We start from the raw sequence: 13,756 nt of genomic DNA, 5'->3' as shown, positions 1-13,756 counted from the left end.
ACCCTTCTTAACGTGATGAGAGAGCAGCATGTAATGATGATTAACAGAATTTCATGAACTTCCCCTATGTTATCAACCACACCCTTCATTCCTATCCCTCCCCGTAATGAATCTATTTATCGTTATGTATTTCCTGCAAGATGTCATTCCTATGTTATCATGTTATACACATACTGGAAATTATTTAAAACGATAAGAAAGAAGTAGGATGACGTATGCAAAGGATTTATTCCGCAAAATTATTATTCGAATCCATCTCATCACCAAGCAGTATACCCGATAAAATCTTTGAAGAACGAATCGTCTTGGTAAAAGCTAAGAACCAACGTCAAGTGAAGAAAATAGTCAAACAAGCCTTCCCAGAGGAAACCTATGATAATGCAGAAGGTGGCCAAACTAACATAAAATTAGCAGCCATTCTAGATATTTTTGAGCTTGTAGATCACTTAGAGCAAAAATCACTACACTTGAGTGAAGTGTACAGCCGCCACCTTATTTTTGATGAAGAAACATCTGTTCAAGAAGCCATCGAGGCCTATGCTTTAGACAAATAAAAAAGCCGGCTGCTCAGCCGGCTTTTTAATAGCGCTGGAATAACTCTGGGTTTTTCGGAACGTTTTCTAAATAAACGATCTTCCCTTGGTCGTCCAGCTCTGCGATATCAATTCCTTCTGCTGTATAGACACGGCCATCAGAAAGCTTTCCGCACACGGCCCAGTTTGTTTCATACTTCCCATCTTCTCTTTTAACCCATCCATCCCACATATGCTTAATGTCATCATGTACGTGGAAAAATGTGTTCAAAAATTGTGTGAATGCTTGGATTCCAGGCTTCTGGGCGCCATTTAAGACAATCATGACATCGTCAGAAAACAATGCCAGCAATTCATCCAGCTGCTCCTGCCCTTTTCCTGCTTCATCGTATCGGCGAAAATATGTATCGAGCACTTCCATGTTCATTCTCCTTTATTTACCTGTCATTTCGAAAACAATCGAACTATATAATTGTACACATTTGTTTCTCTCCTGTCTATTTTCCCCGACATAAGAAAAGACATGAATTGATTCAATCCATGTCTCCCTCAGATCAAAGAGATGCTTTTTCTGCTTCAACAAGTGATTTCAGCTTTTCTGCTGCTTTTTTTGGATCGGTGCTCTGGCTAATGGCGCTAATGATGCTAATGCCATCTGCCCCCGCTTGTATGACTGGTGCAGCGTTGTCGTATGTGATCCCTCCGATACCCACAATCGGAATTTGAAGGCCATGACGGCGGACTTCAGTAATCAAAGACACCCCCTGGACACTGCGTGTATCCTTTTTCGTTTCCGTTGGATAGACTGGGCCCATCCCGACATAATCTGCTCCGTCTTTCATGGCTTGTTTCACTTCATCTAGGTTATGCGTCGACACGCCTAATATTTTATTACCGATCCTTTGTCTGACGTGTTTTGCGTTTGTGTCTTCCTGTCCAACATGAACGCCATCTGCATCTAGATCAATCGCTAGCTGTACATCATCATTCACAATAAAAGGAACATTTGCTTCTTGGCAAAGCGCTTGAATTTGACGAGCCAATTGTTTCTTCTCTTCACCCTGCAAGACTTTTTCACCCTTTTCACGAAATTGAAACATGGTGATTCCGCCTTGAATGGCCTCGTTCACAACATCAAGCGGCTGTCTCGTTGAATTTGCTGTTCCCATAATAAAATAAACCGATAATTGCTGTTTGATTTGCTCTTGATCAGCCTTTGTCATGTGAAACTCCCCCTAATTTCCCTAGTGTCAGAACATCATCGCCGGTTGTGTGTTCTAGTGCGTTTAACAATTCCATTTGAAAGGTCCCCGGTCCTTTATCCTTTGTGTGCAGAGCTGCCTTTTCAGCTGCCACACCATAAAACAGCAATGCAGCGGCCGACGCATGAAGCGGCCTTTCACCTGCTGCACAAAATGCTCCTATGATAGATGTCAGCAAGCAGCCGGTTCCCGTCACCTTGGTGAGCCATTCATGTCCATTATGAATGGACAGTACCTCATTTCCATCTGACACCACATCGACTTTTCCTGTGATCACCACTATTGTCTGAAGTACAACGGACGCTTGTTTGGCTAATGCCAATACATCTCCATTCGCCGCTTTCGCATCAACGCCTTTTGATTCCCAGCCATCCACTCCAAGTAAATGAGCCACCTCAGCAGCATTTCCTCTGACCACGGTCATTTTCACATTCTCTAACAGCTGTTTAGCTGCATTCGCTCGAAACGTTGTCGCACCGACGCCGACAGGATCTAACAAAACAGGTACACCTTTTTCATTGGCGGCTTGTCCAGCGAGAATCATGGCTTCCACCGTCTCCTTGGTCAGTGTGCCAATATTAAGAACAAGTGCATCCGCTAATTGCGCCATTTCAGCTACTTCTTCTTTGGCGTTTGCCATGACTGGCGAAGCACCTAAAGCAAGCAGTCCATTCGCTGTGAAATTCGTCACGACTTGATTCGTGATATTATGAACGAGTGGATTTTCCTCTCGAACCTTCTCCAATAAATGAGACGCGCGGCTTGTCTTCATCTGTATCATCCTCCCTTTTACTCTGCATCCCACACGTAAGATTTCGTATGCTTTAACCATTCTCTTGCCGCAAACGACAAATAGCGGTCTTTTCGCCAAATGACACCTAAATGCCACGGGATTGATGGGTTTAGGGAAATGACCTTTACTTTTTCAGGATCAAGATCACGGCAGATTCGTTCTGGCAGAAGTCCAATCCCTAAGTTTTCAGCTACCATTTCACTAATGAAATCCCACTGAGACGTTTCATAAATGACATTTGGCCGGAATCCCGCATTCATACATTCATTTAAAATCCGGCTGTGCAGAACAAAATCTTCTCTAAAGAAAATAAACGACTCTTCCCTTAAATCAGCTAAATGTACCTCCTCACGACCGGCCATCGGATGGGATGGATGCGTCACGAGCTTCATGTTCTCTTTAATAATGGTGTACGTATGAAAAATTTTATCATTTGCAGGCAGAACAATGACACCAATATCTAACGACCCATCCTCGACCCCTTCCTCTACTTTAATGGAGCCGTGCTCGACCAATTGAAATGTGACATCTGGATATTGCTGGCGGAATTCTCCCATGACATTCGGGAAGAAACTTGACCCAATCATCGGGGGCAGTCCGATTCGGATATGCCCTTTTTTCACATTCATTAAATCATTTAATTCGCTCGTTAAATTCTGAAATGACTGCGTGATTTCACTCGCCTGTGTATACATGGTTTGGCCGGCATCTGTCATTTCAACCTGCCGTCCATTTCGGTAAAACAACTGCACCCCCAGCTCATCCTCCAAGTTTTTGACCATCTTGGAAATGGTCGGCTGTGATACGTAAAGGGACTGCGATGCTTTCGTGAAGCTCTTTAATCTTGCCACTTCTAAGAAATATGTTAAATGTCTAATGTCCACATGCTTCATCCTTCCTATAGACAAAAGGAATAATTACTATTCGATATATGTATTTTACCTATAACTAAACGTGCTGTACACTTTAAAGTAAGCTCATCAATTGGAACGTTGTCATGTTTTTGTGAAATAGTGAACAATTTATATAGAAAAAGGAGTGAACAGAAAGTGAAATTGCTCAAAAAGCCGCTGATTGCTGCCCTTCAGATTATGGTCTTGTTTATTTTTGCGAAATTCATGAATGTGCTGGCGGCCTTTTTGCATTTAAGAATCCCGGGCACGATCTTAGGCATTCTTGTCATTTTCTTATTACTTCATTTTAAGATCATTCAATTAAAATGGATAGAACTTGGCGCCGTATGGCTGCTCGGAGAACTGCTGCTTTTCTTTATTCCATCAGCAGTTGGTGTCATTGATTATGGAAAACTGCTTTCTCAATCTGGCACAAGTATTGTCCTTGTCGTCTTAATTAGTACGTTTGTGGTTATGCTCTCAACTGGTATCATGACGCAAATGATTGCGAAACGAAAGGAGCGAAAAAAGCTATGTTAGTTGGCGGACTATTTCTGATCTTAACAGTTCTTTTATATCTCGGATCAAAAGCGGTGTACAAACGGCATCCGAAGGTTTATGTCTCACCATTACTTGTCACTCCGCTTGTTCTTGTCGTCTTGCTGTTAATCGTCAACATTCCTTACGATGCTTACAATCAAGGCGGGAAATGGCTCACGAATATGCTGCAGCCTGCGACTGTTGCTTTTGCCATTCCTTTATATAAGTATTTTCATATCCTGAAGAAGCATGCAGTGGAAATTCTTTTGAATGTGGCTTGCGGCTCTATCATTGCGATTTTATCAACGGCATTTATCGCCAAGTTATTTCATCTGGACACAGGCCTTATTGAGAGCCTTGTCCCAAGATCGGTCACAACACCTGTAGCAATGAGTGTGTCAGAAATGATCGGCGGCATGCCGTCCGTTACGGCTGTCTTCGTCATTTTAACCGCACTGTTTGGATCGATTATCGGTCCAATGGTGATCCGTTACTTCCGCATCGATAATGACATTGCCATGGGCGTCCTGCTTGGAACAGGTGCACACGGTGCAGGAACATCGAAAGCCTTTGAAATGAGCTCCGTCTCAGGGACGATCTCAAGTGTATCGATGATTATTTCAGCCATTATTACATTATGTGCAGCGCCGCTCCTCATGTCGTTTGCCTTATAGAAAAAAGCCATTCCTTATCGGAAATGGCTTTTTCTTATGCTTGTATGAAGACAACCTTTAAATAGTTTCCTTCGGGATAATTCTTCGTTGTACGAAAATCCTCAGGAAGTGTATATTCTTCAAGAATCCGATAGGTTTTCCCTGATTCTTTAAAGGCCTGCGCAATAAATCCTTTGAACTTCTTCATGCCAAATGCACTGCTATTCGTTGATGCCACAATAACGCCGTTCTCAGCTGTGATTTGGATGGCTTCTTTTAATAGCTTCTTATAATCCTTCGCCGCACTGAATGTGTGCTTTTTCGTTCGTGCAAAGGAAGGCGGATCTAAAATGACGAGATCATAGGTCCAGCCTTTTTTCGCTGCAAACGGAAAATATTTAAAGACATCCATGACTTTGATATCCTGCCCGTCCACATCAATATCATTGACTTCAAACTGCTCAGATGTTTTTTTCAAGCTACGGTTTGCAACATCCACACTTGTCGTACGGCTCGCTCCACCAAGCGCAGCTGCTACTGAGAAAGCGCCTGTGTAGGAAAACGTATTGAGCACAGTCTTTCCCTTTGCATAACGATCTCGAATCGCTTTTCTCACATGACGCTGATCAAGGAAAATGCCCGTCATCGCACCATCATTTAAGTAAACTGCTACGTTCATGTCGTTTTCTTTCACGATGAGAGGAAATTCACCTTTCTCTCCCTTCACAAAATCATCATCTTCAATATACTGTCCAGACGTATCAAATCGTTTCTTCTCATAAATACCTTTATAGTCTGGATAGACGTGCTCAAGTGCAGCCAATACTTCTGCCTTTAATGTATAGACTCCTTCGCTATACCATTGGATGAGGTAGAATCCGTCATAATGATCAATCGTGACGCCGCCAATACCATCACCTTCTCCGTTGAACACACGAAAAGCAGTCGTCTGTGCATCACGAAATAAATGCGTTCTGCTTTTTGCTGCCTGCTCAAGCCTAGAGACAAAAAAAGCTTGATCTATTTTTTCGTTTGCATCAAAGGTTAGTACCCAGCCAATTCCTTTGTTTTGCACACCATAATACCCTTTTCCTAAAAAAGCGCCCCGCTCATCCACCCATTCAATGAGCTCGCCTTCCCGTAAACCGTTCACATTCGATACTGCATCTTTGGAAATGAGCGGATATCCCTTTTTCACTTGTTCCGCAAATGTTTGTTTTAATGAGATTTTTTTCATTTGTGTCATCCTTATCCTAAATTGACTCTCTCTATCCTACCATATGAATGTATACGTTACTTCTATTATGATAAGATGAGGAGAAAAATATCAACATGACATAGAGGAGGCACTTCTTTTGACGACATTACGCTTAGATCATACAGGTATTATGGTTTCGAATATTGATCAATCGATTGATTTTTATGAAAAAGTGGTGGGCATGAAATTAAAGGACCGCATCACTCATACAAATGGAGTGATTGAGCTTGCATTTCTCGGTTTTAAAGATGAAGCAGAAACGGAAATTGAGCTCATCCAAGGCTACAGCAGTGACCTGCCATCTGAAGGGAAGGTCCATCATCTCGCCTTCACAACAGACAATATTCATGCTGAATTCAATCGTATTCAAAAGCTGCAAATTGAATTAATCGATGAAGAAATCACGACATTACCAAATGGATATTGCTACTTCTTTTTCAGAGGACCAGATCAAGAATGGATCGAATTCTTCCAGCGCTAATATTTCCTAGGAAATCGTGCCGCTAAATCTATCTTCCATTTATTCATAAAGAAAAGAGTAAGAGCATATACATGCCCTTACTCTTTTTTATAACACCTTACTAAGAAATGATTTTGTACGCTCATGCTGTGGGTTTCCAAAGAGGGCTTCCGGTTTGTCTTCCTCGACAATATATCCGCCATCCATAAAGATGACACGGTCTCCTACCTCTCTTGCAAAGCCCATTTCATGTGTCACTACAATCATGGTCATGCCTTCGACAGCTAATTGTTTCATTACAGCTAATACATCCCCTACAACTTCAGGATCAAGAGCTGATGTCGGCTCATCGAATAATAGTACTTTCGGGTCCATTGCCAAAGCTCTTGCAATGGCAACACGCTGTTTTTGTCCACCGGATAATTGGTTAGGGTAGCTTTGGGCTTTGTCTTTTAAGCCGACCTTTTCAAGCAAGTCTAACGCTTTTTCGGCCGCTGCCTTCTTTTCAATGCCTTTTACCTTTATCGGTGCGATCGTAATGTTTTCTAAAACGGTTTTATGAGGAAATAAATTAAAGTGCTGAAACACCATGCCTACTTCTTGTCGTACTTTATTGATATTCACCTTCGGGTCTGTAATCGTGTGTCCGTGGACAACGACTTCTCCAGCAGTGATATCTTCTAATTTATTGAGGCATCTTAGAAACGTGCTTTTCCCTGATCCAGAAGGACCAATGACACACACTACTTCCTTTTCCTCGATGACTGCATTAATATCCTTTAACACTTCGTGATCGCCAAAGGATTTCTTTAAGTTTTTCACCGTAATCATACTCATTTGATTTCAAATCTCCTTTCTGCGTAGCTAGCCAGTAGAGAAAGTAAATAAATGATCACGAAATAAATGACACCGACAATGAGCCAGACATTCAATGGATCAAATGTAGCCGATGCTTGAACTTGTCCTCGCTGCATAATATCGGCAATCCCGATAATAGATAAGAGAGATGTATCTTTCAAGCTGATGATGGCTTGGTTTGTAATCGCTGGGAGCATGCGGCGAAAGGCCTGTGGAAGGACGATAAAGCGCATGTTTTGTCCCCCTGTAAAGCCTAAAGAACGCGCAGCTTCTGTTTGTCCTTTATCAATAGACTGAATCCCTGCACGAATAATTTCAGAGAAATAAGCCCCTGCATTAATCGCTACTGTAATAATCCCTGCGGGCACTCGATCAAGCGAAATGAATTCAAGTGTATTCAAACCAAAATAAATGAAGAATAGCTGTACGATAAATGGTGTTCCTCGAATGGCATTCACAAAGACGAGCGCGATGAAATTTAAGATTTTAAATGGTGACAGACGGAATAATGCCACAATTAACCCGATGATAAATCCTAAAATGATGGCAACAACAAAGATATATAAAGTGGTTTGCAAACCATCCATTAAATACGGAAATGCATTAATAATTGTATCCATGTTTCTCCCTCCCTAATTCACATACGGCTGACACATAAAGAAAGCGCGCTCGGAGCGCGCCTCGCTTGTGTTATGACTTCAAATATTTATCAATAATTTTGTCATATTCACCGTTTTTCTTTAGGTTCTCCAGACCTTTATTGATTTTCTTCAATAGGTCTTGATTTTTCCCCTTCATGACAGAGATACCATACTGGTCTCCATTCAAGCGGTCTCCAACTGTTTTCAATTTTAAATCTTGTTGTGCGATCGCATACGTAATGACAGGATAATCCTCAATTAAGGCATCTGCATTTCCGTTTGATACTTCTTGGAACATAGATGGGCTGTCATTAAATTGAACGACTTCATACCCATATTTATCTGCGTTATCAGATGCAAACTTTGCACCAGTCGTCCCGTTTTTAACAGCTAGCTTTTTCCCCTTTAAATCATTAATTGATTTGATGCTGCTGTCCTTTTTCACAACAACTGTCAGCCCAGCGTCAAAGTAAGGATCTGAGAAATCTACTTTCTTCTTACGCTCATCTGTAATACTCATCCCGCCCATTCCAACATCAAGCTGTCCTGCCTGCATTGCTGGAATGATACCTGAGAAGTCCATAGCTTCCAGCTTCACTTTGAAACCTTGATCTTTTGCGATTGCATTAATTAAATCAACGTCTATGCCTTCATATTTACCGCCCTTTTCAAATTCAAATGGCGGATACGTTGTATCTATCCCAATTTTATATGTGCCTTTGCCTTCTCCCGAACCACTGTCTGATTTTGATCCACAGGCTGCCATGACAAGCACAACAATTAGTCCCATGATCAATAATATCGATTTCTTCATAAAACACGACCCCCATTGTCAGTTTTGTCTAAATATTCGCAATAACAATAATACTATAACACGCTAAAGCTATAGTGTGTGATATTTTTTATCAATACCAAAGATCCATACAATTCTAGATCAATAGTCTCTTTAAATTTTACTTTTTTGCGAATAACTCATTTTATTCTAAAAGAAGAGTCATTCACAATTATAATGTAAGATAATCTTACAAAAAAATGAGGCATCACCTTGATTAATGATGTTTTTTTCTAGTATACGAAAGCAAACTCAACAACCGGCTTCCTCGCTTTATTGATATTGTAATATATTTTTTTCAAAACCCTCTTTTTACCTAAAAATATGTAAGCGTATACATAATGTCGCCTTCTCCCTATTTCTTTCACTACTGGTTGAATTTACATCAAAAAACATGTTTTACAAACTGCATGAGAGAGCTTAAAATATAAGAATATACTGGAATATGGAAAGTTGATTCAAAAGAACGGATTTTGATAGATGAAGAAAGGAGGATATGAATTGGCAGAAGCAGGTGTTTTGTCGTCCGTAGATGTAGCAAATATGCTCAATGATTGGTATGTCATGATGAAGAAAAGAGAGATACAAGGTGCCATCCAGTTAAAAGAAGACATTCTTCAAGCGTTTGATCGAATGGAAGAAAATCAAGACGTCTTACTTTACTATCAACTGCTAGAGTACCGTTTTAAAGATCTAATAGAAGATACAGCTTCGTTAGATCATAGTCTTTTTGTTGATGAAAATGCCATCCGTACGGATGATATGCTCAGCTATTATTTCTATTTCTTTAAAGGGATGTATGAAATGCGCAGAGGCAATCAGGATACGGCATTTCACCATTTAAAATTGGCCGAGGATAAATTAGATCTCGTGCACGATGACATTGAAAAAGCCGAATTTCATTATAAAACAGGGTGTCTTTACTATAATATCAGGTCCACGCTTCTCTCCATCCACCACTTAAAGATGGCTTCATCTATTTACGACGCAGATCCATGTTATGTGAAAAAATCAATCAGCTGTCAAATGATGCTTGCTTTGAATTATGCGGATCAGTCAAAATATGATGAGGCAGAATCGTTGTTCGAAGAAGTGATTCATTCACTAGAACAGATGGAAGATCCAGATTTACTTGGACACGCCTATTGCAATGCAGCCTTTATTAAAAGTCTAAGAAATGAATACAGTGAAGCTGTGCCACTCCTTGAAAAGGCTTTAATGATAGAATCATTCGAAACTTCTTCTCCAGGCGGCTATTTACTTGCCATGTACGCCTACACAAAAGCACTATTTAAGCTGAAAAAGCCAGGTTTGTTCCACTATTATGTACAGCTTTCACTTCAAAAAGCAGAAAATTTAAAACAACGAAACATTTCACTTAAATTATCCATTTTAGAAACACTTATGATTCAGCCAGACAACATGATTGAGCAAATCAAGTCTTATTGTGATCAATTAGAATCGATGAATTTCCTTGTTGATCTTGAAGCTATTTGTCAGGATGCAGCTGCTTACTTAATGGATCTTGGACTTCATGAAGAATCCTCTTATTTTAGAAACAAGGCATTATCCTTAAAAACTTGTTAAGAATATGGAGTGATGTATGATGAAGAAATGGCTTATCACAAGTGCGATTTTTACCCTCTTGATAACAGGTGTTTCTATTGGTGCTTCCGTTCAAAAAGACAGCAAATCTGCACTATCTCAAGATATCATTCAAAAGAGGGATCGTGGAACCAACCCTTAATATGAAAAAAGCAGCTGTGATTAAAACAGCTGCTTTTTTATGTGTTAATCAATTTCTCGTTTGATATTTTGCATTTTTTCATCTAAGTAATGGGCAATATCTGCGGCTTCCTTCAGTTCATCAGTCAGTTGATGAGGAACATCGTTTTGCAGTTTATAATAGATTTTATGCTCTAGACTCGCCCAAAAATCCATCGCTATGGTCCGCACCTGAATCTCAACCTTCACATACTCCACACGATTCGTTAAGTAGACAGGAATCTCAACAATTAAGTGAAGGCTTCTGTAGCCATTTGGTTTCGGATGTTGAATGTAGTCTTTCACTTCAAGGATCTTTAAATCCTCTCTTTGCCTCAATACATCCATAATATTATAGATATCTTGAATAAAAGAACAGATGATGCGGACACCTGCGATATCATGGATATGCTCCTTGGCACATTGTGTCGTGATGTCGCATCCTTTTCTGGCTAGTTTATTCACTATGCTTTCAAAGGATTTGATCCGTGATTTTGTATGCTCTATTGGGTTGTGTCCATGGATTAAATTATACTCCTGGCTGATAATTGAAAACTTTGTATCCATTTCATCTAATGCAAATTTATATACTAATAGTTCATTTTTCCAGTCTTCCATGACATTTTTCAAATCTTCTACATGAGTTGCTGACATATTCATTTTCTTTGTCATCTCCTTTTGGGAAACGGCAACTGTACCGCTTTCCGTTTACTAGACGGAGAGAGGACTCGAATGGTTTTAAAAAATACGCAGTTAGCCTCTTTGTTTGTAATATGTCAGCGCCAGTGCAAGAGCCAGCACAGAACCTTTCACAATATCCATTGCATAATAAGGAACAGACATCATCACAAGCCCATTTTGTAAGATTCCGATGAGTACAGCTCCGATAAAAGTACCAAATGCGTTTGGCTTACCTGCTCCCATGACGGAAAAGCCAATAAAAGCAGCCGCTACTCCATCCATTAAATATGGTGCCCCAGCATTAATTTCTGCTGTCATCACCCTTGATGCCAGCACGATACCTCCAATCGCTGCAAATAACGCAGAAAGCAGATAGGCCGCAATTTTGTATTTGTTCACATGAATGCCAGACAATCGAGCCGCTTCTTTATTCCCACCGATGATGTACATGAATCGGCCGTGCTTTGTGTAGGTCATGAAAACATGCGCAAATAGAACAATGGCAGCCATAATGAGAATGATATATGGCACCTGTCCGATTTTGCTGAAAAAGGCAGGGATCGTTCCTGTTGAAAACGTACCATCAGGCAGCACCATATTTTCAGAAATGGTCGCCCCTTTCGTATACGTTTGAGCCAGCCCTTGAATGATAAACATCATGGCTAATGTCATGAGCATATCTGGAATTTTCATTTTGACGATCATCCATGCATTTAACAATCCAACAATGATAGAAGCCGCTAGTGCAGAAAGGATTGCAATCAGTGGGTTTTGCGAGAACCATACGAACATAGAAATGACAATGGCATTTGACAGCGTAGCGACTGATCCAACTGATAAATCAAAACCGTTTACTGCCAATGAGATGGTTAAACCCACCGCAATGATGGTCACTATTGAGATAGACCGTAAAATATTAATGATATTTCCCGATTGCAAAAACGCTGGATTCGCTGCCGCAAATACCACAATCAACACAACAATGGTTAAAATCGTCCCATATCGATAAAAGAAATCAAACAGATGAAAGGATGGCCGCTGTTTTTTGATTTGCTGCACAGGGGCTGGAATTTGTTGTTCGCTCATGATTGTCCTCCTGTTGAATGATATAAAAGCTCCTCTTCAGTCGTCGGTGCAGTCATTTCCCGGGCAATGCTGCCATCATATAACACGTATACTCGGTCAGCGATACCTGCAATCTCTGACAGCTCACTCGACGCATAAATGACAGATTTTCCGCGGGCGGCAAGCTCTGCAATCAAAGTGAAAATATCTTTTTTCGCTCCAACGTCTACACCTTTAGTTGGTTCATCAAAGAGATACACATCTGCCTCAGCCAGCAGCCATTTTCCGATGGCAACCTTTTGCTGATTTCCACCAGATAGGTGCTTCACCTTTGCTTCAAGAGACGGCGTTTTGACACCAAGCCGTTTGACGATGTCGCCTGCTTCCCGCTTTTCCTTCGAACGATGTAAGAAGCTGAATACCCGTGAAAATGAATGAAGACTTGCAGCCGTTAAATTCCACCCCACGCTCTCTTCGGTCAGAACCCCTTCTTTTCTCCGCTCTTCAGGCACAAGGGCTATTCCAGCTCTCACAGCTTGATGAGGCGATGTGATGTGAATGGTTTGACCATGCAGCTGCACAGTCCCCGTCTTTTTTTCTGAGGCACCGAAAAGGGCTTTGCACAATTCTGTTTTTCCAGCACCGACAAGTCCTGCGATCCCGAGAATTTCTCCTTTCTTGACATAAAAGTGAATGTTGTTTAATTTGTGTTGATCATTTAAGTCTTTCACTTCAAGCACAATAGGTGCATCCTTCAAAGGTTTGCGAGACGGGAATTGTTCCTCTAATGGCGCACCTAGCATTTCTTCAATGACTTGCTGCGGATTTGTGTCTTTGACAAGGTGAGCTGCGACATCCGTTCCATTTCGCATCACTGTCAGTTCATCACAGATGGTGAAAATTTCAGGCATGCGATGGGAGATAAACACGATCCCTGTCCCATGCTGTTTCAGCCGATCAATCATGGAGAATAATTTGCTTGTTTCTGCATGACTAAGCGGAGCTGTTGGTTCATCTAAGATTAAAATGCTGCATTGAATGGAAACGGCCTTAGCAATGAGCACCATCTGTTTTTCAGCAAGGGTCAGATCGCTGACCAGTCGTTTTGTGGAGATGTCGATGTCCATTTCTTTTAATAACTGAGCCGCCTTGCGATGCAGCTCTTTCCAGCTGACAAATGTTTTTTTCTCAATCTCATGCATCATCATATTCTCGCCAACACTTAAGTAGGGAACAAGAGCCGTATCCACTTCTTGATGGACCGTCTGCACACCATATGAGGATGCATCCTTTGGGGTTTGAATAGTTGCCGCCTGGCCATTGATGTGGATGGTTCCGTCGAAGTGGGAATGAGCGCCAGAAAGAACTTTCATTAACGTGGACTTCCCAGCACCATTTGCTCCAATTAGTGCATGGACCGTCCCTTTTTTTAATGTGAAATTCACTTGATCTAAAGCTTTGACCCCTGGGAATTCAATTGAAATATTTTTCATACGAACAAGCGGCGCTGTCATAGGTGTCCT

The 13,756-nt window shown here is 41.1% G+C and carries 17 protein-coding genes; 6 read left to right on the top strand and 11 right to left on the bottom strand.

The annotated features are described in order from the left end of the window. The first annotated feature begins 215 nt into the window (after window positions 1-215). On the top strand, window positions 216-554 hold the full coding sequence (locus C9414_RS01000) for a DUF4288 domain-containing protein (RefSeq protein WP_047203664.1): 339 nt from the start codon (window positions 216-218) through the stop codon (window positions 552-554). A gap of 25 nt (window positions 555-579) precedes the next feature. On the opposite strand, the gene C9414_RS00995 is transcribed toward C9414_RS01000, so the two are convergent. From C9414_RS00995 to cidR, 4 genes are all read right to left on the bottom strand, one after another. Beyond that, the gene (locus tag C9414_RS00995; protein ID WP_107162871.1) at window positions 580-954 is read right to left on the bottom strand and encodes a nuclear transport factor 2 family protein; all 375 of its coding nucleotides are present in this window, start codon (window positions 952-954) and stop codon (window positions 580-582) included. 133 nt (window positions 955-1,087) lie between these two features. Further along, window positions 1,088-1,756, bottom strand: coding sequence for a thiamine phosphate synthase (thiE, locus tag C9414_RS00990; protein WP_107162870.1), 669 nt, complete (start codon window positions 1,754-1,756; stop codon window positions 1,088-1,090). Further along, entirely contained in the window at window positions 1,743-2,567 is an 825-nt protein-coding gene (gene thiM / locus C9414_RS00985) for a hydroxyethylthiazole kinase (RefSeq protein WP_107162869.1), read from the bottom strand. The genes thiE and thiM overlap by 14 nt, the downstream gene beginning before the upstream one ends. A gap of 17 nt (window positions 2,568-2,584) precedes the next feature. Next, the gene (gene cidR, locus C9414_RS00980) at window positions 2,585-3,472 is read right to left on the bottom strand and encodes a cidABC operon transcriptional activator CidR (protein WP_039182411.1); all 888 of its coding nucleotides are present in this window, start codon (window positions 3,470-3,472) and stop codon (window positions 2,585-2,587) included. 165 nt (window positions 3,473-3,637) lie between these two features. Between cidR and C9414_RS00975 the strand changes: the two genes are divergently transcribed. Both C9414_RS00975 and C9414_RS00970 read left to right on the top strand, forming a co-directional pair. After that, window positions 3,638-4,021: a CidA/LrgA family holin-like protein gene (locus tag C9414_RS00975; RefSeq protein ID WP_080967207.1), complete on the top strand. Its 384-nt coding sequence runs from the start codon at window positions 3,638-3,640 to the stop codon at window positions 4,019-4,021. Then, window positions 4,015-4,695, top strand: a complete 681-nt coding sequence (locus C9414_RS00970) for a CidB/LrgB family autolysis modulator (protein WP_047203669.1) — start codon at window positions 4,015-4,017, stop codon at window positions 4,693-4,695. The genes C9414_RS00975 and C9414_RS00970 overlap by 7 nt, the downstream gene beginning before the upstream one ends. A 34-nt stretch (window positions 4,696-4,729) precedes the next feature. Here the strand turns inward: C9414_RS00970 and C9414_RS00965 are convergent, their stop codons facing one another. Continuing rightward, window positions 4,730-5,911 (bottom strand): class I SAM-dependent rRNA methyltransferase, encoded by a 1,182-nt coding sequence (locus tag C9414_RS00965; RefSeq protein WP_107162868.1) that lies wholly within the window; start codon window positions 5,909-5,911, stop codon window positions 4,730-4,732. A 118-nt stretch (window positions 5,912-6,029) separates the two neighbouring features. Between C9414_RS00965 and C9414_RS00960 the strand changes: the two genes are divergently transcribed. Beyond that, window positions 6,030-6,413: a glyoxalase GlxA gene (locus C9414_RS00960; protein ID WP_039182421.1), complete on the top strand. Its 384-nt coding sequence runs from the start codon at window positions 6,030-6,032 to the stop codon at window positions 6,411-6,413. A gap of 87 nt (window positions 6,414-6,500) precedes the next feature. Here C9414_RS00960 and C9414_RS00955 read toward each other — a convergent pair whose 3' ends face one another. The 3 genes from C9414_RS00955 to C9414_RS00945 form a co-directional block, all read right to left on the bottom strand. Beyond that, window positions 6,501-7,229: an amino acid ABC transporter ATP-binding protein gene (locus C9414_RS00955; RefSeq protein ID WP_039182423.1), complete on the bottom strand. Its 729-nt coding sequence runs from the start codon at window positions 7,227-7,229 to the stop codon at window positions 6,501-6,503. After that, window positions 7,226-7,870, bottom strand: a complete 645-nt coding sequence (locus C9414_RS00950) for an amino acid ABC transporter permease (protein ID WP_107162867.1) — start codon at window positions 7,868-7,870, stop codon at window positions 7,226-7,228. Before C9414_RS00950 ends, C9414_RS00955 begins: the two co-directional genes overlap by 4 nt. Before the next feature lie 70 nt (window positions 7,871-7,940). After that, window positions 7,941-8,705 (bottom strand): transporter substrate-binding domain-containing protein, encoded by a 765-nt coding sequence (locus tag C9414_RS00945; RefSeq protein ID WP_107162866.1) that lies wholly within the window; start codon window positions 8,703-8,705, stop codon window positions 7,941-7,943. A gap of 519 nt (window positions 8,706-9,224) precedes the next feature. Between C9414_RS00945 and C9414_RS00940 the strand changes: the two genes are divergently transcribed. After that, window positions 9,225-10,310: a Rap family tetratricopeptide repeat protein gene (locus tag C9414_RS00940; RefSeq protein ID WP_047202968.1), complete on the top strand. Its 1,086-nt coding sequence runs from the start codon at window positions 9,225-9,227 to the stop codon at window positions 10,308-10,310. A gap of 19 nt (window positions 10,311-10,329) precedes the next feature. Continuing rightward, window positions 10,330-10,470, top strand: coding sequence for a hypothetical protein (locus tag C9414_RS20085; RefSeq protein WP_181286088.1), 141 nt, complete (start codon window positions 10,330-10,332; stop codon window positions 10,468-10,470). A 44-nt stretch (window positions 10,471-10,514) separates the two neighbouring features. Here C9414_RS20085 and ywaC read toward each other — a convergent pair whose 3' ends face one another. The 3 genes from ywaC to C9414_RS00925 all read right to left on the bottom strand — a co-directional run bounded on the left by ywaC (window position 10,515) and on the right by C9414_RS00925 (window position 13,747). Further along, window positions 10,515-11,147, bottom strand: coding sequence for a GTP pyrophosphokinase YwaC (gene ywaC, locus C9414_RS00935; RefSeq protein ID WP_039182427.1), 633 nt, complete (start codon window positions 11,145-11,147; stop codon window positions 10,515-10,517). 93 nt (window positions 11,148-11,240) lie between these two features. Then, entirely contained in the window at window positions 11,241-12,254 is a 1,014-nt protein-coding gene (locus tag C9414_RS00930; RefSeq protein WP_039182429.1) for an ABC transporter permease, read from the bottom strand. Continuing rightward, entirely contained in the window at window positions 12,251-13,747 is a 1,497-nt protein-coding gene (locus C9414_RS00925; RefSeq protein WP_107162865.1) for a sugar ABC transporter ATP-binding protein, read from the bottom strand. The genes C9414_RS00930 and C9414_RS00925 overlap by 4 nt, the downstream gene beginning before the upstream one ends. Window positions 13,748-13,756: the final 9 nt, after the last annotated feature.

The organism is Bacillus sp. Nf3, assembly GCF_003028545.1.
Taxonomy (GTDB): Bacteria; Bacillota; Bacilli; order Bacillales; family Bacillaceae; genus Bacillus; species Bacillus safensis.
Note: the sequence above shows the minus strand (reverse complement) of the source record. Positions and strands in the feature narration are given on the sequence as shown.

Coding starts and splice junctions, on each gene's coding strand:
- C9414_RS01000 (WP_047203664.1), top strand. CDS start 216: ATGCAAAGGATTTATTCCGCAAAATTATTATTCGAATCCATCTCATCA.
- C9414_RS00995 (WP_107162871.1), bottom strand. CDS start 954: ATGGAAGTGCTCGATACATATTTTCGCCGATACGATGAAGCAGGAAAA.
- thiE (WP_107162870.1), bottom strand. CDS start 1,756: ATGACAAAGGCTGATCAAGAGCAAATCAAACAGCAATTATCGGTTTAT.
- thiM (WP_107162869.1), bottom strand. CDS start 2,567: ATGAAGACAAGCCGCGCGTCTCATTTATTGGAGAAGGTTCGAGAGGAA.
- C9414_RS00970 (WP_047203669.1), top strand. CDS start 4,015: ATGTTAGTTGGCGGACTATTTCTGATCTTAACAGTTCTTTTATATCTC.
- C9414_RS00965 (WP_107162868.1), bottom strand. CDS start 5,911: ATGAAAAAAATCTCATTAAAACAAACATTTGCGGAACAAGTGAAAAAG.
- C9414_RS00955 (WP_039182423.1), bottom strand. CDS start 7,229: ATGAGTATGATTACGGTGAAAAACTTAAAGAAATCCTTTGGCGATCAC.
- C9414_RS00950 (WP_107162867.1), bottom strand. CDS start 7,870: ATGGATACAATTATTAATGCATTTCCGTATTTAATGGATGGTTTGCAA.
- C9414_RS00945 (WP_107162866.1), bottom strand. CDS start 8,705: ATGAAGAAATCGATATTATTGATCATGGGACTAATTGTTGTGCTTGTC.
- C9414_RS20085 (WP_181286088.1), top strand. CDS start 10,330: ATGAAGAAATGGCTTATCACAAGTGCGATTTTTACCCTCTTGATAACA.
- ywaC (WP_039182427.1), bottom strand. CDS start 11,147: ATGAATATGTCAGCAACTCATGTAGAAGATTTGAAAAATGTCATGGAA.
- C9414_RS00930 (WP_039182429.1), bottom strand. CDS start 12,254: ATGAGCGAACAACAAATTCCAGCCCCTGTGCAGCAAATCAAAAAACAG.
- C9414_RS00925 (WP_107162865.1), bottom strand. CDS start 13,747: ATGACAGCGCCGCTTGTTCGTATGAAAAATATTTCAATTGAATTCCCA.